The sequence below is a fragment of the Mesorhizobium sp. SP-1A genome, from assembly GCF_032460275.1.
Classification (GTDB): domain Bacteria; phylum Pseudomonadota; class Alphaproteobacteria; order Rhizobiales; family Rhizobiaceae; genus Mesorhizobium.
Genome location: NZ_JAVXZD010000004.1, coordinates 257,501 through 281,866, shown reverse-complemented (window position 1 = coordinate 281,866; position 24,366 = coordinate 257,501). Strand labels below are relative to the sequence as shown.

Here is a 24,366-nt window from a genome sequence, read left to right as displayed (position 1 = left end):
GTCAGTTGGCGTGGCTGTCATGGTCCATCTTCATTCCGCCGCTTCCGGCATCCATCGCTTCGACGGCGAATTCCACCTTCACCGAACCGGCCTTTTCAAAGGTCAGCGTGGCCGGGAATTTCTCACCCGGCTTCGGCGGCTGCTTCAACCCGATGAACATCAGGTGGAACCCGCCGGGCTTCAGCTCGACCTTGCCGCCGGCGGGGATTTCCAGTCCGCCCTCCACGGGGCGCATGGTCATGACGCCGTCTTTGACGGCCATCTCATGCAGCTCGGCCTTGGCCGAAATATCGGAGGTGATGGAAAGCAGCTTGTCGGGCGCGCTGCCCTTGTTGGTGACGGTGAAATAACCGCCGGCAACCGAAGCGCCCGCCGGGACGGCACGCGACCACGGATGGTCGATTTCGAGGTCTCCGGCCTTGAACTCATGCGCCGCCGCCTGGTGGATGCCGGCAAACAGCAGGGCAAGAACGAAAACCACGATGCCGAGCCGTTCTTCGAACGAACGGAACGGGCAGGCCGTGCGGAAAGCCGCGCGCGCGGCGGCGAATTGCTGAATGGACATGGTAACTCCATGAACGGGTGTCGCGCCGCGGAACGGTCGCGAACGATTTCTGAATTGGATGGCTGCCGCCCGCGAAGGTTCCTGCGGGCGCGGGGACGGTCAGGCGATCGCCGGGGGCGCGCGCGGATTGGACGGCGTACGCTCGCGCTCGACCGCCGGTGCGTCGGAAACCGGGAGAACGGATGCCAGGGGTTCCGACCAGACAGCGCCGAAGGCGATTTCCGAGGCAGGCGGCGCCCCATGGGCGAAAGCGCTCAGGTTGCAGCCGAGCACACAGCAGTTGTGCTGGTGCTGCGGATCGCCGGCAGGGCGCTCCCCCGCGCCCTCATGGGTGCAGATGACGTTGCCGAACGCATCGAGCTGGGCCGCGCTCGGCCCCGTACCAAAGGCGAAAGCACCCAGCACGGACTGCAGGACGAGAAGATACGCGACGGCAAGAGCCGCCGGCATGCTCCATCGTCTGCGCCTTGCGTGCAAACCCGAACTCCCCGCGATGCGCCGTACACCTAACATGATGCCCGCTGCCGGAAAACCGGCAAAGGGCGACCGCGTCAACTGGGCGCGATCCGCGTCCTTCTAGGATTTGCCGCGCAGGCGGACTTTGATCTGCCGCACATTGTCCGCGCGATTTCCCTTCATGCGTTCCGGTCGTCGCCGGGAATGGAGGAAAGCAGCGTCTCGCGGGCCGACCTGAGATGGCGGCGGCAGGCGGCATCCACCGCTGCCGGATCGCGCGACCTGAGCGCCGCGATATAGGCCAGATGCTCGCCGAGCGCGGTTTCGTTGCGCTGCCGTTCGCCGACCTTGTTCCACTGGTAGTGGTAATGAAAGATCATTGCGATCACATCGTAGAAATCGATGATGAACCGGTTGTGCGAGGCGCGGTGGATCAGCCGGTGGAACCGCTCGTCCAGTTCGGAGAATTCCGCGTAGCGTGTGGCGATTTCACCGGCCAGCGCGCGGTGCTCCTGCTCCAGGAGGTCGAGCTCGGCCCAAATCGGGTCGCCCTGCGGCGACGCGGCGAAGGCCGCCGCCGAGCGCAGTTCGAACATCTCGCGGATATCCGCCAGTTCCAGCGCGAAGGCAGGCGTGAAGCCCTTGAGCACCCAGTGGCTGTTGCGGCGCTTCTCGATGAGCCCGAAGCGGCTGAAGCGGATGAGGAATTCGCGCACGCTGGTGGTGCCGACGCCGATCTCGCGCGCCAGCTCCAGCTCGTTGATCTGCATTCCGGCGGAGGCCCCTTCCGCCAGCAGCCGGCGCATGAAGCTCCGCTCGATGATCTCGGAGAGCGAATCCGTCTCCTCCTCCGGGAAGAAGTCCGCCGCGCCGGGCGCTCGAAGCACCGTCTTCTCGCGCTTGTTCCAAGCGATCAGGCCGTTTTCCTCAAGGCCGGCGAGTATGGCGCGCACAGTGGTTCGGCTGACGCCGAGCGCCGCCCCGAGCTCGGGCTCGGAAGGCAGGCTCTGCATCTCGCCGAACAGGCGCAGGCAGCGGTTGTAGGCGTGCTTGTAGACGTTGTTGCTCTTCGCCATGACATGCCCCGATCATCGCCGGACGTACCGTTCCTGCGGTATACCCGACACATGCGGCGTAGCTGAAAAAGCCATTGACGCAAAATGTTTTTTCACGATAAAAGACAATATCCTGAGCATGGCCGCTGTCAATCGATCCGGCCCTGGGCCCAGCCTCCGAGACGTGCCATGACCGCCGCCAACAGCATCCTATTGTCCCCGGCCGACAACGTGGCCGTCGCCAACGGCCGGATAGAGCCCGGAATGGCGCTGCCGGGGGACGTTTCGGCGCTGGAACCCATCGAATCGGGGCACAAGGTCGCCATCCGGCCGATATCCGCCGGCGATTCGGTGGTCAAATATGCGCAGGCCATCGGCCGCGCGACGCGTGACATTGCGCCCGGCGAGCATGTCCACTCGCACAATCTGGTTTTCGAATCCGGCCGGCTCCCGGTCGTCCCGCCCTCGGAACCCGTGCATGCGACCGAGGCCGATCGCGCCCGCACCTTCATGGGCTATCGCCGCGCCGACGGACGCGCCGGCACGCGCAACTTCATCGGCATCATCGCCAGCGTGAACTGCTCCACCACCGTCTGCAAGACCATCGCCGACGAGGCCAACCGCACCCTTCTGCCGAAATATCCCGGCATCGACGGTTTCGTGCCCATCGTCCATGGTCAAGGCTGCGGCATGAGCGGCACCGGCGACGGCATGGCGGTTCTTCACCGCACGCTGGCAGGCTATGCGCGCCATCCGAATTTTGGCGGCGCGCTGATGGTGGGGCTCGGTTGCGAGGTCAACCAACTCACCCTCTACGGCCAGCGCGGCGTCGTTTCGGCCAAGCGCCATTTCAACATTCAGGAGGCCGGCGGCTCCCGCAAGTCCGTCGCCAAGGCGATGGAAGTTCTGGCCGAGATCGCCGAGGAGGTCGGACAGCTGAAACGCGAGCCGATCCCCGTCGGCGAGATCGTGGTGGGCCTGCAATGCGGCGGCTCCGACGGCATGTCGGGCATCACCGCCAACCCGGCGCTCGGCGCGGCGGTGGACATTCTGGCTGGCGTCGGCGGCATCGGCATCCTCTCCGAAACCACCGAAATCTACGGCGCGGAACATCTGCTGGCCTATCGCGCCGCATCGCCGGAGATCGCGGCCAAGCTCGACGGCTATATCAAATGGTGGGAGAACCACACCGCCATGCATGGCGCATCGATCGACAACAACCCCTCCCCCGGCAACAAGCGCGGCGGCCTGACCACCATCCTTGAAAAGTCGCTGGGCGCGGTAGCCAAGGGCGGCCAGACACCGCTCAACGGCGTGTTCGCCTATGGCGAGAAGGTCGGCGGCAACGGCCTGGTGTTCATGGACACGCCCGGCTACGATCCCGTCTCCGCCACGGGACAGGTGGCTGGCGGCGCCAACGTCATCGTCTTCACCACCGGGCGCGGCTCCTGCTTCGGCTGCCGGCCGACGCCCTCGATCAAGATCGCCACCAACACGCCGCTCTACAATTCCATGGAAGAGGACATGGACGTGAATTGCGGCGTCATCGCCTCGGGCGAGAAGACCATCCCGCAGATGGGGCGCGAGATCTTCGAACTGATCGTCGAAACGGCGTCCGGCCGCAAGACCAAGAGCGAGGAGTTCGGATACGGCGACAACGAGTTCGTGCCCTGGCATCTCGGCGCGACGCTTTAGAGTCACTGCGACGCCGCCTGCTCTGCTAGCCGGCCAGCAATGCCTCCACCGCCGCGGCCATGGCGAGCAGCCGGTGGTCTCGGCCATGACGCGCGACCAGCATCAGCCCCGCCGGCAGGTCCGTGCCCGGCATCGGCAGCGAAATGGCGCCGAGATCGAATTGATTGGCCATTTGCGTGTTGCGCAGCAGCAGCCCTTCCGTGCGCTCGCGCAGTTTCTCGTCGTCGGCCATGGCTTCGATGTTCGGCGCGAAGACGGGCACGGTGGGCAGCGCCAGCAGATCGAACCCGGCAAGCCGCTCGTCCATGACGGCGACCAGTTCGGCGCGGCGGCGCATGGCCCGGATATAGACCGGCGCCAGCACCTGCGCGGCGCGCGCCAGCGGCCCGCTCACATGCGGATCGACCGGCGCGGCGGCACCTTTTGCCAGCCAGTCGGCATGAACCTCCGCCCCTTCCAGCGCGGCAATCGAGGCGTGACGCGTCGCCGTCCGCATCTCTGACAGCAGATCGTCCATGCCGGTTTCCGTGACATGGGCGCCCGCGCGTTCGAGATCGCGCAAGCAGAGGTCGAAAGCGGCGGCGATTCCGTCCTCCATGTGCTCGAACAACCGGCCTCGCGGAACGCCGATGCGCAATCCCGCCAACGAAGCGGCAGGCAAACCGCTCCACTCCTCGCCGGCCATCACCGCATCGGCTATGGCGCAATCGGCCACCGAACGCGCCAGCGGGCCTATGGAATCCAGCGTGAAGGACAGCGGGAAGGCTCCGGAAAGCGGCACGCGGCGTGCCGTCGGCTTGAACCCGACCACGCCGTTCAGCGCCGCCGGGATGCGCACCGACCCGCCGGTGTCGGAACCGATGGAGATTTCGCTGGTGCCTTCCGCCACCGAAACACCCGCGCCCGACGACGAGCCGCCGGGAATGCGCGACGCATCGGCGGCATTGTGCGGCGTGCCGTAGTGCGGATTGTCGCCTATGGCCGTGAAGGCGAATTCGGTCATCGCCGTCTTACCGAGGATGACCGCCCCGGCGCGGCGCAGCCTTGCCACCACCAGAGCGTCTCGCGCCGCCGGCGGTGCCGACGCGCGCAGCCGCGACCCGGCCAGGGTAGGCTCGCCCGCAACGTCGAACAGGTCCTTGATCGAAACGATCCGCCCATCCAGGGGGCCGAGCGAAACACCGGCCTTTCGCCGTGCGTCCGCGGCATCGGCCGCTGTCCGCGCCGCTTCCGGATAGAGGCGGGAAAACACCGTTTCCCTGTCGGCCCGCGCCGCGAGCCGCGCCAATATCTGGTCGAGACGTTCCCGCACGCTTTCCATCGATGCCGTGCCTTGTCGGAGATCGTTGCGATCCGGTTTGTCATGCCGGCGGCGAAACCGCAACGGCAACCACGCCGGTGCAAGCCGGTTCCGGCCCGAACTGGTCCAGCGCATGGAATTTTCAAAGCCACGCCGCTCCGTGCCAAATCCTTCTCTGGTCAAAGCCGCACGGCCGTCCATAATCGCCCCCGTCGGGATGCGGCCTTCTCGAACGGCATTGCGGTCGCGCCCTGCGGCCCAGGGAGTTGATCATGCGGGATTTTCCAGTTTCACGACGCACGCTTCTGGCGGGTTCCGCCATGCTGCTCGCATCGACCGCCCTGCCGACGATCGGCCGCGCCGAAACGCCGAAGAAGGGGGGCCGGCTGGTCGTGGCGGCCGATTCCGAGCCACGCAACCTCAACCCGGCCATCGTCGCTTCCAACGGCGTCTTCTTCATCTCCAGCAAGATCGTCGAGCAGCTGGCCGAAGCCGACTATAGTGGCAAGGATGGCCTGAGCCCGCGCCTTGCCGTGAGCTGGGAAGGCGCCGCCGACGGCCTTTCCGCCACCTTCAAGTTGCGCGAGGGCGTGAAATGGCACGACGGCAAGCCCTTCACTTCTGCCGACGTCGCATTTTCGGCGCTGGAGGTCTGGAAGAAGCTGCAGAATCTCGGCCGTACCGTGTTCAAGGACCTGGAAGCGGTGGACACGCCGGACGAACTGACCGCCGTGTTCAAATTCGCCAGGCCCACGCCGTTCCAGCTCATCCGCAACGCTCTGCCGGCGCTCACCAGCGTGGTGCCGAAACACGTCTATGAGAACGGCGACATCGAAACCAACCCGGCCAACAACGCGCCTGTCGGCACCGGGCCGTTCAAGTTCGCCGAGTACAAGCCCGGCCAGTATTACCGGCTGGAGAAGAACCCTGCCTATTGGGGCGAGGGCGAGCCCTATCTCGACGAGATCGTCTATCAGGTCCTGCCCGACCGCGCCTCGGCCGCCAACTCGCTGGAAGCGGGCGAAATCCAGCTTGCCGCCTTCTCCGCCGTGCCGTTGGCCGATCTCGGCCGCATCGGCAAGATTCCCGGCCTGAAGGTCGTCACCAAGGGCTATGAGGGGCTGACCTACCAGCTCGTGGTCGAGATCAACCACCGCCGCAAGGAACTTGCCGACCTCAAGGTGCGGCAGGCGATCGCGCACGCCATCGACAAGGATTTCGTCGTCAAGACCATCTTCCTCGGCTATGCCGAGACGGCGACCGGCCCGGTGCCGAAGAACGACAAGCAGTTCTACACGCCCGACGTGCCCACCTACGCCTTCGACGTGGCCAAGGCCAACGCGCTGCTGGACGAGGCCGGCTACAAGCGCGCCGACAACGGCACCCGCTTCGCGCTGAAGCTCCTGCCGGCCCCCTATTTCAACGAAACCAAGCAGTTCGGAGACTATCTGCGCCAGGCGCTGGCCGCCATCGGCATCGATGCGCAACTGGTCAACAACGATGCCGCGGCCCACATGAAGGCCGTCTACACCGACCATGCCTTCGACCTTGCCGTCGGGCCGCCCGTGTTCCGCGGCGATCCCGCGATCTCCACCACCATCCTGGTGCAGAGCGGCATTCCCGACGGCGTGCCCTTCTCCAATCAGGGCGGCTACAAGAACGCCGAGCTGGACGCTCTGATCGAAAAGGCCTCCGAGACGCTCGACCCCGGCGCCCGCACCGAGCTCTACAAACAATTCCAGAAGAAGGTCGCGGCCGACCTGCCGCTTATCAACGTCGCCGACTGGAGCTTTATCTCGGTGGCCAGCGAGAAGGTCGGCAATATCGCCGACAATCCGCGCTGGGCCGTGTCGAACTGGGCGGATACGTGGCTGGCGACTTGAAATCGCCGGTGCAGGAACAGGCACCTTCGCCGTGCCATGACCGCCGAGGCGCCTGTGCCTGAAGCCACCCCCCTCTGTCCTGCCGGTCATCTCCCCCTCAAGGGGGGAGATCAGCAATTTCAACCTCCCGATCATCCTTGCAACCTCGGCGATCGGCAACAGCAGGGGCTCGGGCCGATCTCCCCCCTTGAGGGGGAGATGACCGGCAGGACAGAGGGGGGTATGGCAGTTAAGCGCCACCCAATCCCTCGCGGAATCGGATTTTATCGATGAACCGCGCGCTCGTCCTGCTCCGCCGCCGGCTTATCGGCTCCGTCTTCGTGCTGGCGATCGTGATCGTCGGCACGTTCTTCCTGCTGGAAGCGGCCCCCGGCGACGCGGTGGACGCCTATACGGTGGCGACCGGCGGCGATGCCGGGCTGGTGGAGGTGCTGCGCCAACGCTGGGGCCTCGACCAGTCGGAACTGACGCGTCTTGCCAATTATCTCTGGGCGCTCGTCCAGCTCGACCTCGGCTATTCGGTCGCCTTCTCCCGGCCGATCCGGGACGTGATCCTGGAACGCCTGCCCAACACGCTGCTCCTGATGGGCAGCGCCACCGCGCTTTCCTTCGGCCTCGGCTCGGCGCTCGGCATCGTCGCCGGCGCAAGGCCGGGTTCGTTGCGCGACCGCTTTCTTTCCGTGGGCTCGCTGGCGCTCTACGCCGTGCCCGGCTTCTGGCTCGGGCTGGTGCTGACGGTGCTGTTCGCGGTGAAATGGCGCTGGTTCCCCATCGCCGGCATCGAGACCATCGCCTCGGGCAAACAAGGCATCTCGCTCGCCGGCGACATCGCCTGGCATCTCGCTTTGCCGGTGGCTTCGCTCGGCCTGATCTACCTGGCGCTTTACCTGCGCATGATGCGCGCCGGCATGGCCGAGGTCTGGCGCATGGATTTCCTCCGTGCCGCCCGCGCGCGCGGCATTCCGCGCCGCCGCGTCGTGCTGGCCCATGTGGCGCGCAACGCGCTTCTGCCGCTGGTGACCATGCTCGGCCTGCAATCGGCCCAGATGCTCGGCGGCAGCGTCGTCATCGAAAGCGTCTTTTCCGTTCCCGGCCTCGGCCGTCTCGCACAGGAAGCCGTCGCCCAGCGCGACACGCCGCTGCTGCTCGGCATCATCCTCATCAGCGCAGTGCTGGTGATCGTGATCAACCTGCTGGTCGATATCGCCTATGCCTTCCTCGACCCGCGCATCGGTGCCAGCGAGGTTGGCGCATGAGCCGCATCGCCCGCTATCTGCGCATGCCGGAGGCTGCCGCCGGCGCGCTCATCCTGGCCGTGCTGGTCGCCATGGCCCTGGCGGCCCCGCTGCTGTTTCCCGGCGACCCGATGCGCATCGCAGGCCCGGCCCTGCTTCCGCCTTTTCAGGACTGGTCGCTGCCGCTCGGCACCGACCGCCTGGGACGCGACGTGCTGGCCGAACTGTTCCATGGCGCGCGCACCTCGCTCGCGGTGGGCCTTGCGGCGGCGGCCGCATCGCTCGCCATCGGCGCCGTGGTCGGCGCGCTGGCCGGTTTTGCCGGCGGACTGGTCGATGAAGCATTGATGCGCCTCACCGATGCGTTCCAGACCGTGCCCTCCTTCCTGCTGGCGCTCGCCTTCGTCAGCATCGTCGGGCCTTCGCTCGGCGTGGTGGTGGCGGCCATCGCGCTTTCGGCCTGGACCGGCCCAGCACGCGTGGCCCGCGCCGAGGTGCTGTCGATCCGCGAGCGGGACTACGTCGCCGGCGCTCGCGTCATCGGCATGCACCCGCTGGAGATCGCCTTCCGCGAAATCCTGCCCAACGCCCTGCCGCCGGTGCTGGCGCTGTCGTCCGTCATCGTTGCCGCCGCCATCCTGACCGAAGCGGCGCTTTCCTTCCTCGGTCTCGGCGATCCCAATCGCGTCACCTGGGGCGGCATGATCGCCGAGGGCCGCACCGTGCTGCGCACCGCACCCTTTCTCTCCATCGTGCCGGGCGTCGCGCTGGTCCTGACCGTTCTCGGCGTCTATCTGGCCGGCGAGGGGCTCGTGGAGAATGCCGCGATGCGAAAGGGCCTGCCGTGAGCGTGCTGGCCGCCATCCGTGACCTGTCGGTGCACTATGGTCGAGCCCCCGACGCGGCCGCGCTGAGCGACCTCAGCCTCGACATCGTCTCAGGCGAGCGGCTGGCCATCATCGGCGAAAGCGGTTCCGGCAAGAGCACCCTGGCTCTGGCACTGGCCGGCCTGCTGCCCGCCGGTGCCGCACAGACGGGTGAGATCGCCTGGCCCGGCCTCGGCCGCCCGCCGCTTGGCGGCCGCGATATCGGCTTCGTCTTCCAAGACCCTGCCGGCAGCCTCGATCCGGTGATGCCGGTCGGCCGGCAGGTGGCCGAAGTGGCGCGCGCGCATCTCGGCCTTTCGTGGCGGCAAGCGGAAGAGCGCGCCTGCGGCCTGCTCGACCGCGTGCGCCTGCCGGACCCCGATGCCATCCGGCACGCCTTCCCGCACCAGCTTTCCGGCGGGCAGAAGCAGCGCGTGGCCATCGCCGCTGCGATTGCCGCAGGGCCGAAATTGCTGATCGCCGACGAGGCGACCAGCGCCCTCGACACCATCGTGCAGGCCGAGATCGTGACTTTGATCCGGCAACTGGTGGCGGAGGACGGCATGACGCTTCTGTTCATCAGCCACGACATCGCGCTGGCTTCCGAACTGGCGGACCGCATCGCCGTGTTCCGCGCAGGCAGCATGGTGGAGATCGGCGAGGCCGCTACCGTCATCGCGCACCCGGCCCAGCCCTATACGCGTATCCTGATAGGCGCCCATATCGGCCTCGACGCGCCTCCTCTGTGGTCACAGGCCTCCGCAGGGCGCGCCGATGCGTAAGCCGTTGCTGACCATATCCGGCCTCTCCAAGACCTTCAGGCGAAACGGAAACGCGTTTACCGCCGTGCACGACCTGGGCCTGGAGATCATGCCGGGCGAGACGCTGGCGCTTGCCGGCCCTTCCGGAAGCGGCAAATCCACCATCGCGCGCCTTGTGCTGCACCTGATCGAGCCGGATGCGGGCGCAATCCGCTTCGAGGACGAGGACTGGCTGGCGCTTGGAGGCACAACCCTGCGCGCCCGCCGTGCCCGCCTGCAAATGGTGTTCCAGGATCCGCTCGCCGCTTTCAACCCTCGCGCCACGGTCGCCCGCGTGCTGGACGACCCGCTGCGCATCCATGACGTCGTTGCGCCTGCCGAACGGCCTCTTCGCATCGCCGCCTTGCTGGAGCGGGTCGGCCTTCCGGCCGAACTCGCCAGCCGCGCCATCCACGAAATCTCCGGCGGTCAGCGCCAGCGCGTCGCCATCGCGCGCGCCATTTCCACGAAACCGTCGCTGATCGTGCTGGACGAGGCGGTGTCGGCGCTCGACGTTTCCGTGCGCGGACAGATCCTCGACCTGCTGCTGGCACTGCAGCAGGAGGAACGCATCGCCTATCTGTTCATCTCCCACGACCTGGGCGTTGTGCGCGCCTTCGCCCACCGTGTCGTCCTCCTGGACAAGGGACGGATCGCGGAAACGGGCAACGCCCAGGCTGTCATCGATGCGCCGCAATCGGCCATCGGCAAGGCTCTGGTGGCCGCTGCCCCGAAACTTCTCGCAGGACAGGACAGACCATGACCACCGATGCCGATGCCGAAGCCAGAGCGGAAAAGCTGGCCCGCGAACTGGAGGCCGCCTTCCGCAACCGGGCCGACCTTTATCGGCTGTTCCTCGACGAACTGACCGGGGAACTGGGCGCCGAGCGCGCCGAAGCGCTCATGGTCCGCATCGTCGAACGGCGGGGCCGCGAAGTCGCGGCGGTGGCTTTTTCGGGCTACGGCCCCAACGACGCCCGCGCCATCGGCGAGGCGTTCCTGGCCGTCAGCCCCGACGACGGCCGCATGTACCCGACCGAGGTGGAACGCGGCACCGACCGCATTTCCTTCAAGGTGAAGCGCTGTCCGCTCAAGGATGCCTGGACCGAGGCCGGCGTCGGCGAAGAAAAGCTCGCCACGCTGTGCCGCATCGCCGGCGCCTTCGACCGGGGCCTGTTCGAAGCCACCGGCGTGCGCTTCGACAACGTCACCTGGACGCCCGGACACGGCAACGGCTGCTGCCATATCTGCCTGACGAACAGGGATGCTTGATTGTAAGTTATAACTTACTCTTTTTGCGCAGCGCGCCTCAGTTCCACCCGTCGTATCTTGCCTGAAATGGTCTTCGGCAACGCCTCCACGAACTCGATCTCGCGCGGATATTTGTAAGGCGCGGTGAGGTTGCGGCAGAAATCCTGTATGTCGCGCACGAGGTCTTCCGTAGGCGTAAACCCCTTGGCCAGGACGACATAGGCTTTGACGATCTCGCCGCGCGTGGCGTCCGGCTTGCCCACCACCGCGCTTTCGGCAACGGCGTCGTGCACAAGCAGCGCGCTTTCCACCTCGAACGGGCTGATGCGGTAGCCGGCCGACGTGATCAGGTCGTCGGACCGGCCGACGAACCACAAATAACCGTCCCTGTCGCGCCGAGCCGTGTCGCCCGTATAGTACCAGCCATGACGGAACGAGGCGGTGTCGAGCGGCTTGCCCTCGCCTTGGAAATAGCCGTGGAACAGTCCGCCCGGATAGGGATCGGTTATCCTGACGGCGATATGCCCCACCTCTTCGTCGGGCCGGCGCTCGCCCTCGTCGTCCACCACATCGACGTCGTAGCCCGGCACCGGCCGGCCCATCGAGCCCGGCCGCACCTCCTGATCCGGAAAATTGGCGACGATGTTGATGGTCTCGGTCTGGCCATACCCGTCGGCGATCACCGTGCCGGTGGCCTCCTTCCAGATGCGCATCACCTCGGGATTGAGCGGTTCGCCGGCGCCCAGGGAGCGGCGCAGGCTGGAAAGGTCGTAGAGATCGAGATCCTGCTGCGCAAACAGCCGATAGACGGTCGGCGGGGCGCAGAAAGTGGTAACTCCCAACTTACCTATCAGCTTGAGATGCATGTCGGCGTCGAACGCGCCGTCGCCATGGTAGAGCACGGCCGGCGTGCCGAGCAGCATCTGCGGGAACAGGATGCCCCAGGCAGCCTTGGCCCAGCCCGTATCGGTCAACGACCAATGGATGTCGCTCGGCCTGAGATCCATCCAGAACAGGCCGGTCGCGGCATGGGCCAGGGCATAGCCGTGGTCGCGCGGCACCATCTTCGGCATCGACGTCGTGCCGGAAGTGAAATAGGCCATCATCATGTCGCTGGCGCGCATATGGGCGCGGGAGGCGCGGTCGAGTACGGGAGACGCATCGGCCAGCAGACCGTCCAGCGACAGCCAGCCTTGCCGTTCGCCGTCCACCACGATGAAGTGCTTCAGCGTCGGGCATTCGGCGCGGATCTGCTCGACCTTGGCGCAATGTTCCGGCGTGACGATGGCCAGCGTGGCCTTGGCGTGATTGATCCGGTAGGCGATGTCATGCGCGGTCAGCAGATTGGTGCCGGGCATGGAAACGACCCCCGCCTTCATGCAGCCGAACAGCACCGTGTACCAGGCCGGCACGCGCCCGACGACGACGCAGGCGAAATCGCCCGGCTTCGCGCCCATCCCTTCCAGCGCGTTGGCCAGCCGGTTCGAGCTTTCGCTCAACTCGGAAAAGGCGATCCGCCGGATGGTCCCGCCGTCGCGCGAGACGGCGATCACCGCCGTGCGGTCGTCGCGCGCGGCCCAGTCGTCGATCACGTCGAAAGCGAAATTGAAGCGCTCGGGCACCTCGATGCGAAAATTCCTGCGCGCGCTGGCATAGCTCCGATCCACGGACGAAAAGTCCATCTGCCTCTCCCTGCGATCGTCGTGACGCGGTTGCGCTTTTTAGCGCGAACGAAGCTAAGCGGCCATCGAACCAAAGGCTATGGGAACTTTCAGTTCCTGCTCGCTGGCGGGACCTCTGTCGGACAACGGCCAGCAACCCAGCACATTGTATTTCGTCAGCCAGAGTTCGCTATGGATGAGATAGAAACGCGTCGCCCGGAAGCGGATCGGCCGGACCGCATGTGCACTGATAGAACGCGGACCGTAGAGCAGCGTCACATGCGGCGATCGCAAAGGGGTTGTCCTCAGCCCCTGGGCAAGCAGTTCGCGATGCACTCTTTCACCGAATGCCGTGAGTTCCGGACTGCGGGCCAAAAGCACGGTCGGGCGCTTGTCGGGCCGGCCGCTCGGAAAGGTAACCGTATGGTCGAGAACGATGTCAAAAGCGGATACGGCTATCCGCTGTGCCGCACGCATGACCGCAAACGGGATATGGCTCGGTATCCTCTTGAAATCTCCCAAATGGCAGATCGACAGATGGAAGCGCTCGACCGGAATTTCCGAACCATGAAGCCGGTATTCGCTCACGACGCCGCATCTGCAGTTTTCGATTTCCCGGCCAGCCTCTCCGACGTCGAGGCAGATGAAAACACGCTCGGGCTTCTTCGGCCGACGCGGCGCTGGCTTCTCGCCAAAATCAAAACGAAACTGCTGGTCGGACATGACGTTCCTCGTCTCAAGAACTTCTGCGTCCCACCGGATCGAAGTTTAGAACAAAACAAGAACATCATGCAAGCCGGCCATGGGGAACCGCCGGCCACAAAAAAGGCCCGCCGGTGGCGGGCCTTTCCGTCATTCTGCTTTCGGGCGCCGGTCTCAGGCGAGTTCGAAGCGATCGGCGTTCATCACCTTATTCCAGGCCGCCACGAAGTCCTTCGCGAACTTCTCGCCGGCATCGGAGGAACCATAGACCTCCGCCAGCGCGCGAAGCTGCGAGTGGGAGCCGAAGACGAGATCGACGCGGGTGGCGGTCCACTTGGCCTCGCCGGTCTTGCGGTCGCGCCCTTCGAACACGTCCTTTGCGTCCGAAACCGCCTTCCACTCCGTGCCCATGTCGAGCAGGTTCACGAAGAAGTCGTTGGTCAGCGTGCCGGGCCTGGTCGTGAAGACGCCATGGGTCGAGCCGCCGGCATTCGCACCCAGCACGCGCAGGCCGCCGACCAGCACCGTCATCTCGGGCGCCGTCAGCGTCAGCAGTTGCGCCCGGTCCACCAGCTGCTCCTCGGCCGACAGGCGCCGGTTGCCGCGGCCGTAATTGCGGAAACCGTCGGCGGCGGGCTCGAGCGGAGCGAAGGATTCGACGTCCGTCTGCTCCTGCGAAGCGTCCATGCGGCCGGGCGTGAAGGGCACGTTCACGCCGAGTCCAGCGTCCTTCGCCGCCTTTTCGACCGCCGCGGCACCGCCGAGCACGATCAGGTCGGCAAGCGAGATCTTCTTGTTGCCGGACTGGGATGCGTTGAACTCGCTCTGGATCGCCTCGAGCTTTTCGAGCACCTTCGCCAGCTCTGCCGGCTGGTTGACCTCCCAGTTCTTCTGCGGTTCGAGGCGGATGCGCGCGCCATTGGCGCCACCGCGCATATCCGAGCCGCGGAACGTGGACGCCGACGCCCATGCCGTTGAAACGAGCTGGGAAACCGTCAGCCCCGACGCCAGGATCTTGGCCTTGAGAGCCGCAATGTCCTGCTCGTTCACCAATTCATGATCGACGGCGGGGATCGGATCCTGCCAGATCAGTTCCTCCTTCGGAACCAGCGGGCCGCGATAGCGCGCAATCGGGCCCATGTCGCGATGGGTGAGCTTGAACCAGGCGCGGGCGAAGGCGTCCGCGAACTGGTCCGGGTTCTCGAGGAAACGGCGCGAGATCTTGCCGTATTCGGGATCGAAACGCAGCGCGAGGTCGGTGGTCAGCATGGTCGGGGCATGGCGCTTCGAGGGATCGTGCGCATCAGGCACCGTTTCGGCGCCCATGCCGTGCTTCGGCTTCCACTGCTGCGCGCCGGCCGGGCTCCTGGTCAGCTCCCATTCGTAACCGAACAGGTTCCACAGGAAGTTGTTGCTCCACTTCGTCGGCGTCGTGGTCCAGGTGACTTCCAGGCCGCTGCCGATGGTGTCGCCGCCCTTGCCCGTGCCGAACTTGTTGGCCCAGCCCAATCCTTGCAGCTCGATATCGGCGGCCTCCGGCTCGGGTCCAACCAGCGCCGCATCACCGGCGCCGTGGGTCTTGCCGAAGGTGTGGCCGCCGGCGATCAGGGCGACGGTTTCCTCGTCGTTCATCGCCATGCGCCTGAAGGTCTCGCGGATATCGCGCGCCGCCGCGAGCGGGTCGGGATTGCCGTTGGGGCCTTCCGGATTCACGTAGATCAGGCCCATCTGCACCGCTGCCAGCGGATCGTCCAGGTCACGGTCGCCGCTGTAGCGCTCGTCCGCCAGCCACTTGCCTTCCGAACCCCAGTAGATGTCCTGTTCCGGCTCCCACACGTCCTTGCGGCCGCCGGCGAAGCCGAAGGTCTTGAAGCCCATGGATTCCAGCGCGACGTTGCCGGCGAGGACCATCAGGTCGGCCCAGGAGATCTTGCGGCCGTATTTCTGCTTGATCGGCCACAGCAGGCGGCGGGCCTTGTCGAGGTTGACGTTGTCCGGCCAGCTGTTCAGAGGCGCGAAACGCTGCTGGCCGGCCCCGGCGCCGCCGCGCCCGTCGCCGATGCGATAGGTGCCGGCGCTATGCCAGGCCATGCGGATGAACAGCGGCCCGTAATGGCCGAAGTCGGCCGGCCACCAGTCCTGCGAATCGGTCATCAGCGCCTTGAGGTCGGCGACCACGGCATCGAGATCGAGGCTGTCGAACTCCTTGGCATAGTCGAACGCCTCGCCCATCGGGTCGGACAGGTTCGAGTGCTGGTGCAGGACCGTAAGATCCATCTGGTTCGGCCACCAGTCACGGTTGCTCCTGGCCGAAGGCGTGTGCGCGACCGGGCACTTGCCCGCGCTCTCGTCAGTCTTTGCGTCCATTTTTCTCTCCCGTCGTGGCTGAACGGCTGCGTGAAGATGAATCCAGTTTACGACCGCGCGACGACAAAACGCCAGACGCGCGAACCGCGCTTTTCGTCACGGTTCGAGAACCGCTCCGAGCAAACAGACCTGAAGGGCCGACGGGACGCTTGTCACGCAGGCTCCTTCCCGCATCCCTTATCAAAGCATTGTGATTAATTTAAGTTGGATTTGCTGATGGACGCGATAAGTTAGAGTTATGACCAGCGTCACACTCAGGCAGCTTCGCTATTTCGAGGCCTTGGCGCGGCACGAACATTTCGGCCGCGCGGCGGACGCGTGCTCGATCTCGCAGCCGGCCATGTCGGTCCAGATCAGGGAACTGGAGGAAACGCTGGGCACCGAGCTCTTCGAGCGCGGCGCACGGCAGGTGCGGCTGACCAATTTCGGCGAGGCGTTCGCCCTGCGCGTCCGCGACATCCTTCGCTCGGTCGACGAGTTGGGCGACATGGCGCGGGCCTCGCGCGAACGGCTGGTGGGACGGTTGAGGATAGGCGTGATCCCGACGGTCGCGCCCTATCTGCTGCCGACGATCGTCGGCAATCTCACCCGCGCGTATGAAGGGCTCGATATCCATGTGCGTGAGACGCAGACGCAGCGGCTCATCGAGGAACTGGCGGAAGGCAGGCTCGACACGGCCATCGTCGCACTGCCGGTGTCCGAGCCTTCCCTGACGGAGGTTGCGCTGTTTGCGGAGGACTTCGTGCTGGTCCGGCCCGGCGAGGATGCCGGAAAGCCGACGCCCAGTCGCGAAACGCTGCGCGAAATGAGGCTGCTCCTGCTCGAGGAAGGCCATTGTTTCCGCGACCAGGCCCTCTCCTTCTGCAACATGCACCCCGCCCGGCCGCGCGAACTGCTGGACGGCAGTTCCCTGTCCACGCTGGTTCAGATGGTCAGCGCCGGCATAGGCGTCACCCTGATCCCGGAAATGGCGGTGCCGGTGGAAACGCGCTCGGCCTCCGTTTCCGTCGCCCATTTCAAAAGCCCCAAGCCCTCGCGCACGATCGGGATGGTCTGGCGCAGGGCGAGCCCCCTTGCCGAACAACTCCTGCGGATTTCCGAAGTGGTCCGCCAGTCCGCCGAGACCTTGCGCGCGCAGCAGGATTCCTTACCGTCCTAGCTCGCTCTCCGGTGCTCTACAGGCGGCCGCGATGGAATTGCCTCTGCGCAAGCCGGAGCCAGGGCCCCGAATGGAACAGGCTCATCAGCAGGTACATCGGCACCATCCCGCCCAGCGAAAACATCCCCTGCGCGGCGGAGCAGATATCCGGCCCCGCGAGCACAGCGGCGCCCAGCGCCATGATGGCGAAGGTCGGCGCGGCCGCGAGACCCAGCCATTCGATCGGGGCGCTCCCGTGTCCGGCGGGAGCGCCTGTCGTTTCATGTCCGGCCGCAATCATCTCGACCTCCGCGTCCTCAGCGTTCGCCGTATTCGTCGTGGCGGCGCATCCAGACTCCCGTTTCGTTGCGCCCCTTCGGTGCCCGGTCCAGCCACTGATAGACGCTCCAGATGCCATCGACGCCGCGGGCATAGGCCGAATAGGTGTGATAGATCGCGCCGTCCTCCAGCACGAATGCGCTTAGGCCGGGCCTTTCACGCGCATAGGTGGCCGGGTCCGTTCCCGTCATGGCCGAAAACAGCGCCGGCCCGTCCGGCGTCGAGCGCGAGGCGATCGTAGCCGCGTCCTTGCGGGCGACGTCCAACGGTATCGGTTGCTCGTGCCGGTAATTGTATTCGATGCCCTCCTGCGCCTGCTGCTTTTCGCTGAACGAGACGCTGAAATCGGAATTGAACGCACCGTCCCGCGAGGACGCCCATGGAAAGGTCCAGCCCATCCTTTGCTTGAAGGCCTGCAGCTTCGGCAACGGTGCACGCGACACCGCGGAGAAGGCGACGTCATGGTTCTCCAAATGTACGACGATGCCGTCGAAGCCGTCCGCGATGGCGGAACAGGACGGACAGCCGGCGGTGTAGTCCGGCCCGAACATGAAGTGATAGACGAGAAGCTGCGAACGCCCGCCGAAGAGATCCTTCAGGGAGGCAGGTCCGTTCTCGGTCTCGAACCGGTAGTCTTTGTCGATCCTGACCCAAGGCAGTTCTTGCCGCCTGCGCGCGAGCTCGTCGCTCCTGCGCGTCAAGGCTTTTTCCTCTTCGAGCAGCGCAAGCCGCGCGGCCAGCCATTCCTCGCGTGTTCCGGTGACATGCGTCGTCATCGCTTTCTCCTTCCGTCGATTGCACGGCCGCCGGGTTGTTCTCTTGCGGCCACGACATAAGCTAGGGGCCTGTGCCGAAAGGTGAGAGTTACAATCGTGACGGGATTCGAATGGACTCGCTGATCACCGCCGCAGCGCAGGCGCTCGCGGCGGGAGACCCGTTCGGCGCACTGAACCGTATCGCCTTGCGCGAAGACGCCCCCGCGCTCGCCCTGCGCGGAATTGCCATGGCGCAGCTTGGCGATCTCGTGCGTGCGAAAGCGCTCCTGAAACGCGCCGCGCGCGCCTTCGGTCAAGGCGAACCCGTGGCCCGCGCCAGATGCGTCGTCGCGGAGGCCGAGATCGCGCTCGTTTCGCGCGACCTCTCCTGGCCGGTCAAGGCGCTCGATACGGCGAGGCAGACGCTCGAAAAGCATGGCGACCGGATCAACGCAGCCTATGCGTGCCAGTTGGAAGCACGGCGCCTGCTTCTTGTCGGCCGCGCGGACGATGCCGAACGCGTGCTTGGAAAAGCCGAGGCGTCATCGCTTCCGCCCGCATTGAGAGCGGCCCATGAACTGGCGGCGGCAGGGATCGCCATTCGCCGCTTGCAGATCAAGGCGGCGCGCGCATCGCTCAAACTGGCCGTGCGTGCGGCCGAGACGGCCAATATCCCCGCCCAGAAGGCCGAGGTGGAGCGGGTGGCGCAGACACTTGCCGCGCCTGCCGCCCAGCTGGTTGCCAAGGGCGCGGCGCGGCCTCTGCTGCTCGATGAAGTCGAGAAATTGATGGCTTCCGAAGTCTTTGTCGTCGATGCCTGCCGCAACGTCGTGCATGTTCGGCACTGCTTCCTTTCGCTCGCCACCCGGCCGGTCCTGTTCGCGCTGCTGCAGGCGCTGGCCGAATCCTGGCCAGGGGACACGACGAGGGAAGAGCTGATCGCGCGCGCTTTCCGAGGCAAATCCGCCGACGAGTCCCACCGGGCGCGCCTGCGGGTCGAAATGGGACGCCTTCGCGACGAGCTGCGCTCGATCGCCGGGATCAGCGCCACTGAAAATGGCTTCGCGCTGTCGCCGCACGAGGCCGCCGACGTCGTCGTGCTCGCGCCGCCGGTCGAGGAACGGCACGCGGCGGTGCTTGCCCTTCTTGCCGATGGCGAGGTCTGGTCGAGCTCGGCCCTGGCGATCGCGCTCGGGACGAGCGCGCGTACGGTGCAGCGGGCGCTGGAGCAACTCGCGTCGGCCGGAAAAATCGAATCGTTCGGCCGCGGCCGGGCGCGCCGCTGGACAACCCCTCCGGTTCCGGGTTTCCCGACAAGCTTGTTACTCCCCGGTGCGCTGCCGGGACGTTAGGATCGGCACAGTGCTAACTGTCGGGAGGTAGAAAATGAAACGGTCGCCAGCAGAAATCCTTGCCGAATTCGGTCCCTTTCCCGAGGTCGAAGCCGTGCATGGCGTCACTTTCGACGGCCATCACGTCTGGTTCGCGTCCGGGAACAGGCTGAATGCCCTTGATCCTGCGAACGGAAAGATCGTGCGCTCGTTCGACGCCGCCGCGCATGCGGGAACCGCCTTCGACGGCACTCATCTTTTCCAGATCGCCGAGAGCCGGATCCAGAAAATCGACCCCGCCACCGGCCAGGTGTTGGCCACCATTCCGGCCCCTGGCAATGGCGGCGATTCCGGCCTCGCCTGGGCCGAAGGCTCGCTCTGGGTGGGCCAGTACCGGGACCGCAAGATTCACCAGATCGACCCCGAGACCGGACAAATCCTCCGCACCATCGAATCCAGCCGGTTCGTCACCGGCGTCACCTGGGTCGACGGCGAGCTTTGGCATGCGACCTGGACCGAGGAGGACAGCGACCTGAGGCACATCGACCCCGAAACGGGCGAGGTCCTGCAAGTGATCGACATGCCGCCGGGTACCGGCATATCCGGCCTGGAGTCCGATGGCGCCGGCCGGTTTCATTGCGGCGGTGGCAAGAGCGGCAGGATAAGGGTCGTCCGTCGCCCTGAAACGGTTCGATGACACGGGGAACCACGGAGTGCCGCATGTCGAGGCGATTATGCAGCACTCCTGCTTCCATGGGTTCTTCGCTGCCTTGGCGCTCTCTGACCCAACTGCAGGGATGGCCATTTTCTGTAAGAATAACTTACATTAAAATTGTCAAATTGCCGCAGCATTCGGCTGGGGCAGTGGGTCACCGCGAAACTTCGAACGCGCTCCCAAACACAGGAAACGACCCTCGCCCCTGGTGCCTTCGAACAGTTGATGAAGACTGCGCCTTGTTTTCCGACGAGACTCCTGCGGTCAGGCCGCCGAAAGTCAGCGCCGCAACCGTTGGAGACACCTCTTGGAAATCTTGCGCCGGCTATGGCCCGTCCGGTAAAGGGCCCGGATGGTTCACCGGCAGGGTCCGTATCTATCCCATGCTCACGCCCCAGACCGGGTACAAGGCGCCAGCGTCAAATTTGAGCCCGGCGCCCGCACAGCTTGGCATACGCCCCCCGGGCAAGCGCTGTTCGTCTCGTCCGGCGTCGGGCGCGCGCAACGTTCCGGCGGCCGATCGAAGAGATCCGGCCGGTGGAAGTCCCATGGTACGGGCCGGCGAAAAACATCGGTACGGCGCCTTGCCGAGCACTGCGATGCCCCATATCGCGCTTCAAAAGTGCTGAACGGCAAGGTTGTCGATTGGCTGGAGAAGGTGTCCAATACAGAATTATGGCGGCTCAACCCGGGATCGGCCATCCGGCATGTCGGGATCGTCGCGCGGCTGTTTCGCTCCGCCATGGAACCATCACGCATCTGAAGATTTGATTCCAGGATGAAAACCCGACAGTCGGAAAGGGGACGGCTCCCATGACAGTCAAGCGCCTCGCGATCTGCGTTCTCGCCCTCTGTGTCGGCGGCCTGACAGCCCTTCCTGTTCTGGCCGGAGACTGGCGCCACGACCGGGACCATCGCATGCGCCATTCGGAGCGCTATGTTCCGGCAGGCGGCGATATCATCGACTATCTGTTCGGTGGTCCTCGCTATTATGACATGCAGATGTCCACGACGGCCGCCGGCGCCTGCGCCTATCATCCTGTTGGTCCCGACGGGAATGCCGTCAACGACGTAAACGACCATTATTGCGGGAAATAGGGTCGGCGGGAGGCTGTCCGCGAGCAATCGCTTGGTGATCCCGCACCTCTGTGTCGATCTACCAGCTTGAGCGGCTGCTTCAGTTTCCCCTGCGCTGATTTCGGCGGGCCATTTGGCGCCGGCTTTGAGGGTGGCTGGATCTGGCGCGAAGTGGATTGCGGATAGGCATGCAAAAGCGCCCCGGTTGGAGCCGGGGCGTTTGAGGTTGGGGAGTTTGGTTGCGGGAGCAGGATTTGAACCTGCGACCTTCAGGTTATGAGCCTGACGAGCTACCGGGCTGCTCCATCCCGCGTCAACTTCTGCGACTTGCGTCGGCCGGGCAGCCCGGACTTTTTCTGCTTGTCCGTCCTCGAAGCCTGCGGCCTCTGCGGTCGGACGGGATGCTGCTCCATCCCGCGTCAACTTCTGCGACTTGCGTCGGCCGGGCAGCCCGGACTTTTTCTGCTTGTCCGTCCTCGAAGCCTGCGGCCTCTGCGGTCGGACGGGATGCTGCTCCATCCCGCGTCAACTTCTGCGACTTGCGTCGGCCGGGCAGCCCGGACTTTTTCTGCTTGTCCGTCCTCGAAGCCTGCGGCTCCTGCGGTCGGACGGGATGCTGCTCCATCCCGTATCGGTCGGGCAAGCTTGCCTTGCCTTTTGGCCTTGCCAATGGAAAGGGCCGCTTGCGCGGCCCGTGATCCCGTTTGGCGGGCCTTGTTCGCAAAGAGAAGATTTCAACGTGCGCTTGGCAGACCTGGCAGCGACCTACTCTCCCGCGTCTTGAGACGAAGTACCATCAGCGCTGGGGCGTTTCACGGCCGTGTTCGGAATGGGAACGGGTGCAGCCACCCCGCCATAACCACCAGGTCGGCAAAGCGCACGTTGTTTTGAGAAGCTGTTCTGTGCTGTTTCATCCAGTCGTCGCCTTCGAAGCGCAGCTTCGCAAGGCCGACGGGCCGTCGTGGCTGTTGCCACGCCCCGTCCGGAGGCCAGGCTGGCGCTAGCCAGCCGATACGGCCGCAAGGACAGGAAAGCTGGATGCTCATCGAAGATGAGCATTGAGAATGAGAACGATCAAGCCGATCGAACTATTAGTACCGGTAAGCTTCATGCGTTGCCGCACTTCCACACCCGGCCTATCAACGTGGTCGTCTTCCACGGTTCTTAAGGGAATACTCGTTTCCAGGTGGGTTTCCCGCTTAGATGCCTTCAGCGGTTATCCCGTCCGTATATAGCTACCCTGCTATGCGGCTGGCGCCACAACAGGTCCACCAGAGATACGTCCATCCCGGTCCTCTCGTACTAGGGACAGATCCTGTCAATATTCCTACACCCACGGCAGATAGGGACCGAACTGTCTCACGACGTTCTGAACCCAACTCACGTACCGCTTTAAATGGCGAACAGCCATACCCTTGGGACCTGCTCCAGCCCCAGGATGCGATGAGTCGACATCGAGGTGCCAAACAACCCCGTCGATATGGACTCTTGGGGGTCATCAGCCTGTTATCCCCGGCGTACCTTTTATCCGTTGAGCGATGGCCCTTCCACACGGGACCACCGGATCACTATGACCGACTTTCGTCTCTGCTCGACTTGTCAGTCTCGCAGTCAGGCAGGCTTATGCCATTGCACTCAGCGAACGATTTCCGACCGTTCTGAGCCCACCATCGCGCGCCTCCGTTACTCTTTAGGAGGCGACCGCCCCAGTCAAACTACCCACCATACATTGTCCCGGACCCGGATAACGGGCCGCGGTTAGACATCCATAGTAATAAGGGTGGTATTTCAAGGGTGGCTCCACCAAGGCTGGCGCCCTGGCTTCAAAGCCTACCACCTATCCTACACATGCCACTACGAATGCCAATGTAAAGCTATAGTAAAGGTGCACGGGGTCTTTCCGTCTAACCGCAGGAACCCCGCATCTTCACGGGGAATTCAATTTCACTGAGTCTATGCTGGAGACAGCGGGGAAGTCGTTACGCCATTCGTGCAGGTCGGAACTTACCCGACAAGGAATTTCGCTACCTTAGGACCGTTATAGTTACGGCCGCCGTTTACTGGGGCTTCGATTCAGAGCTTGCACCCCTCCTCTTAACCTTCCAGCACCGGGCAGGCGTCAGACCCTATACGTCGCCTTGCGGCTTCGCAGAGCCCTGTGTTTTTGATAAACAGTCGCTACCCCCTGGTCTGTGCCACCCTCCAATGCTTGCGCAATGAAGGGTCACGCTTCTTCCGAAGTTACGCGTGCAATTTGCCGAGTTCCTTCAGCATAGTTCTCTCAAGCGCCTTGGTATACTCTACCAGACCACCAGTGTCGGTTTCGGGTACGGTCTATAAGGAGGAGCTATTTCCTGGAACCGCTCCGCTGCCCAACCAATCCGATAAGGTTGAACAACTTGTGCGATCCGTCACTACCTCCAGGCTCACGAATATTAACGTGATTCCCATCGACTACGCGTTTCCGCCTCGTCTTAGGGGCCGGCTAACCCTGCTCAGATTAACTTTAAGCAGGAACCCTTGGTCTTTCGGCGGGGGAGTCTCTCACTCCCCTTACGTTACTCATGTCAGCATTCGCACTTCCGATACCTCCAGGAGCCCTCACGGGTCTCCCTTCGCAGGCTTACGGAACGCTCCGCTACCGCTCGTCTTGCGACGAACCCTAAGCTTCGGTGTATGGCTTTAGCCCCGTTACATTTTCGGCGCAAAGACCCTTATTTAGACCAGTGAGCTGTTACGCTTTCTTTAAATGATGGCTGCTTCTAAGCCAACATCCTGGTTGTTTTGGGATCCTCACATCCTTTCCCACTTAGCCATAACTTGGGGACCTTAGCTGTAGGTCAGGGTTGTTTCCCTCTCCACGATGGACGTTAGCACCCACCGTGTGTCTGCCGACTAGTACTCCTGGGTATTCGGAGTTTGGTTAGGTTTGGTAATCCGGTGAGGACCCCTAGCCCATCCAGTGCTCTACCCCCCAGGGTATTCGGTCGACGCTCTACCTAAATAGATTTCGCGGAGAACCAGCTATTTCCGAGTTTGATTGGCCTTTCACCCCTAGCCACAAGTCATCCCGAACTATTGCAACAGTTATGGGTTCGGTCCTCCAGTAAGTGTTACCTTACCTTCAACCTGCTCATGGCTAGATCACTCGGTTTCGGGTCTAATGCATCGAACT

General features: G+C 64.5%; 20 protein-coding genes, 1 tRNA gene, 2 rRNA genes and 1 pseudogene (1 of these 24 running past the window's edge). 12 read left to right on the top strand and 12 right to left on the bottom strand.

The annotated features are described in order from the left end of the window. Position 1 precedes the first annotated feature (1 nt). The 3 genes from QU595_RS19720 to QU595_RS19710 all read right to left on the bottom strand — a co-directional run bounded on the left by QU595_RS19720 (position 2) and on the right by QU595_RS19710 (position 2,097). A complete protein-coding gene (locus tag QU595_RS19720; RefSeq protein WP_315925028.1) occupies positions 2-565 on the bottom strand; it encodes a copper chaperone PCu(A)C in 564 nt (187 codons plus the stop codon). Between the two features lie 99 nt (positions 566-664). Beyond that, positions 665-1,042, bottom strand: coding sequence for a DUF2946 family protein (locus QU595_RS19715; RefSeq protein ID WP_315925026.1), 378 nt, complete (start codon positions 1,040-1,042; stop codon positions 665-667). A 158-nt stretch (positions 1,043-1,200) separates the two neighbouring features. Then, positions 1,201-2,097 (bottom strand): GntR family transcriptional regulator, encoded by an 897-nt coding sequence (locus QU595_RS19710; protein ID WP_315925024.1) that lies wholly within the window; start codon positions 2,095-2,097, stop codon positions 1,201-1,203. Positions 2,098-2,265: 168 nt separating this feature from the next. Between QU595_RS19710 and QU595_RS19705 the strand changes: the two genes are divergently transcribed. Further along, positions 2,266-3,771, top strand: a complete 1,506-nt coding sequence (locus QU595_RS19705) for an altronate dehydratase family protein (RefSeq protein ID WP_315925022.1) — start codon at positions 2,266-2,268, stop codon at positions 3,769-3,771. A gap of 25 nt (positions 3,772-3,796) precedes the next feature. Here the strand turns inward: QU595_RS19705 and QU595_RS19700 are convergent, their stop codons facing one another. Beyond that, a complete protein-coding gene (locus QU595_RS19700; protein ID WP_315925019.1) occupies positions 3,797-5,206 on the bottom strand; it encodes an amidase in 1,410 nt (469 codons plus the stop codon). Between the two features lie 137 nt (positions 5,207-5,343). Here QU595_RS19700 and QU595_RS19695 point away from each other — a divergent pair, with 137 nt between their 5' ends. The 6 genes from QU595_RS19695 to QU595_RS19670 all read left to right on the top strand — a co-directional run bounded on the left by QU595_RS19695 (position 5,344) and on the right by QU595_RS19670 (position 11,127). Then, the gene (locus QU595_RS19695; protein WP_410000530.1) at positions 5,344-6,954 is read left to right on the top strand and encodes an ABC transporter substrate-binding protein; all 1,611 of its coding nucleotides are present in this window, start codon (positions 5,344-5,346) and stop codon (positions 6,952-6,954) included. 269 nt (positions 6,955-7,223) lie between these two features. Continuing rightward, positions 7,224-8,210: an ABC transporter permease gene (locus tag QU595_RS19690; protein WP_315925017.1), complete on the top strand. Its 987-nt coding sequence runs from the start codon at positions 7,224-7,226 to the stop codon at positions 8,208-8,210. Then, entirely contained in the window at positions 8,207-9,037 is an 831-nt protein-coding gene (locus QU595_RS19685) for an ABC transporter permease (RefSeq protein WP_315925015.1), read from the top strand. The genes QU595_RS19690 and QU595_RS19685 overlap by 4 nt, the downstream gene beginning before the upstream one ends. Further along, on the top strand, positions 9,034-9,837 hold the full coding sequence (locus QU595_RS19680; protein WP_315925013.1) for an ABC transporter ATP-binding protein: 804 nt from the start codon (positions 9,034-9,036) through the stop codon (positions 9,835-9,837). The genes QU595_RS19685 and QU595_RS19680 overlap by 4 nt, the downstream gene beginning before the upstream one ends. Next, positions 9,830-10,618, top strand: a complete 789-nt coding sequence (locus QU595_RS19675) for an ABC transporter ATP-binding protein (RefSeq protein WP_315925011.1) — start codon at positions 9,830-9,832, stop codon at positions 10,616-10,618. Before QU595_RS19680 ends, QU595_RS19675 begins: the two co-directional genes overlap by 8 nt. Beyond that, positions 10,615-11,127 (top strand): L-2-amino-thiazoline-4-carboxylic acid hydrolase, encoded by a 513-nt coding sequence (locus tag QU595_RS19670; protein WP_315925010.1) that lies wholly within the window; start codon positions 10,615-10,617, stop codon positions 11,125-11,127. The genes QU595_RS19675 and QU595_RS19670 overlap by 4 nt, the downstream gene beginning before the upstream one ends. A gap of 14 nt (positions 11,128-11,141) precedes the next feature. Here the strand turns inward: QU595_RS19670 and QU595_RS19665 are convergent, their stop codons facing one another. The 3 genes from QU595_RS19665 to katG all read right to left on the bottom strand — a co-directional run bounded on the left by QU595_RS19665 (position 11,142) and on the right by katG (position 15,836). Next, the gene (locus tag QU595_RS19665) at positions 11,142-12,788 is read right to left on the bottom strand and encodes an acyl-CoA synthetase (RefSeq protein ID WP_315925008.1); all 1,647 of its coding nucleotides are present in this window, start codon (positions 12,786-12,788) and stop codon (positions 11,142-11,144) included. Between the two features lie 54 nt (positions 12,789-12,842). Continuing rightward, complete coding sequence (locus QU595_RS19660; protein WP_315925006.1) at positions 12,843-13,490, bottom strand: 2'-5' RNA ligase family protein; 648 nt, start codon at positions 13,488-13,490, stop codon at positions 12,843-12,845. 153 nt (positions 13,491-13,643) lie between these two features. Continuing rightward, a complete protein-coding gene (gene katG, locus QU595_RS19655) occupies positions 13,644-15,836 on the bottom strand; it encodes a catalase/peroxidase HPI (protein WP_315925004.1) in 2,193 nt (730 codons plus the stop codon). 238 nt (positions 15,837-16,074) lie between these two features. Between katG and QU595_RS19650 the strand changes: the two genes are divergently transcribed. Beyond that, positions 16,075-16,995, top strand: a complete 921-nt coding sequence (locus QU595_RS19650) for a LysR substrate-binding domain-containing protein (protein ID WP_315925002.1) — start codon at positions 16,075-16,077, stop codon at positions 16,993-16,995. Between the two features lie 16 nt (positions 16,996-17,011). On the opposite strand, the gene QU595_RS19645 is transcribed toward QU595_RS19650, so the two are convergent. Next, complete coding sequence (locus QU595_RS19645) at positions 17,012-17,275, bottom strand: hypothetical protein (RefSeq protein WP_315925000.1); 264 nt, start codon at positions 17,273-17,275, stop codon at positions 17,012-17,014. A 16-nt stretch (positions 17,276-17,291) separates the two neighbouring features. Further along, positions 17,292-18,089 carry a thioredoxin family protein gene (locus QU595_RS19640; RefSeq protein ID WP_315924998.1) on the bottom strand — a complete coding sequence of 266 codons (798 nt, stop codon included), beginning with the start codon at positions 18,087-18,089 and terminating at the stop codon, positions 17,292-17,294. 110 nt (positions 18,090-18,199) lie between these two features. On the opposite strand from QU595_RS19640, the gene QU595_RS19635 reads away from it, so the two are divergent. From QU595_RS19635 to QU595_RS19620, 4 genes and pseudogenes are all read left to right on the top strand, one after another. Continuing rightward, positions 18,200-19,420 carry a helix-turn-helix domain-containing protein gene (locus QU595_RS19635; protein WP_315924996.1) on the top strand — a complete coding sequence of 407 codons (1,221 nt, stop codon included), beginning with the start codon at positions 18,200-18,202 and terminating at the stop codon, positions 19,418-19,420. Between the two features lie 34 nt (positions 19,421-19,454). After that, positions 19,455-20,096 carry a PQQ-binding-like beta-propeller repeat protein gene (locus QU595_RS19630; RefSeq protein ID WP_315924994.1) on the top strand — a complete coding sequence of 214 codons (642 nt, stop codon included), beginning with the start codon at positions 19,455-19,457 and terminating at the stop codon, positions 20,094-20,096. A gap of 338 nt (positions 20,097-20,434) precedes the next feature. Beyond that, positions 20,435-20,877: pseudogene (locus QU595_RS19625) on the top strand (cupin domain-containing protein); the annotation flags it as partial. Between the two features lie 50 nt (positions 20,878-20,927). Continuing rightward, positions 20,928-21,212: a hypothetical protein gene (locus QU595_RS19620; protein WP_315924993.1), complete on the top strand. Its 285-nt coding sequence runs from the start codon at positions 20,928-20,930 to the stop codon at positions 21,210-21,212. Positions 21,213-21,427: 215 nt separating this feature from the next. Here QU595_RS19620 and QU595_RS19615 read toward each other — a convergent pair. The 3 genes from QU595_RS19615 to QU595_RS19605 all read right to left on the bottom strand — a co-directional run. Beyond that, positions 21,428-21,504, bottom strand: a tRNA-Met gene (locus QU595_RS19615). Positions 21,505-21,943: 439 nt separating this feature from the next. Further along, positions 21,944-22,058: ribosomal RNA gene (rrf, locus tag QU595_RS19610) — 5S ribosomal RNA — on the bottom strand. A 203-nt stretch (positions 22,059-22,261) separates the two neighbouring features. Then, positions 22,262-24,366, bottom strand: a 23S ribosomal RNA gene (locus tag QU595_RS19605); it runs 694 nt beyond the window's last position.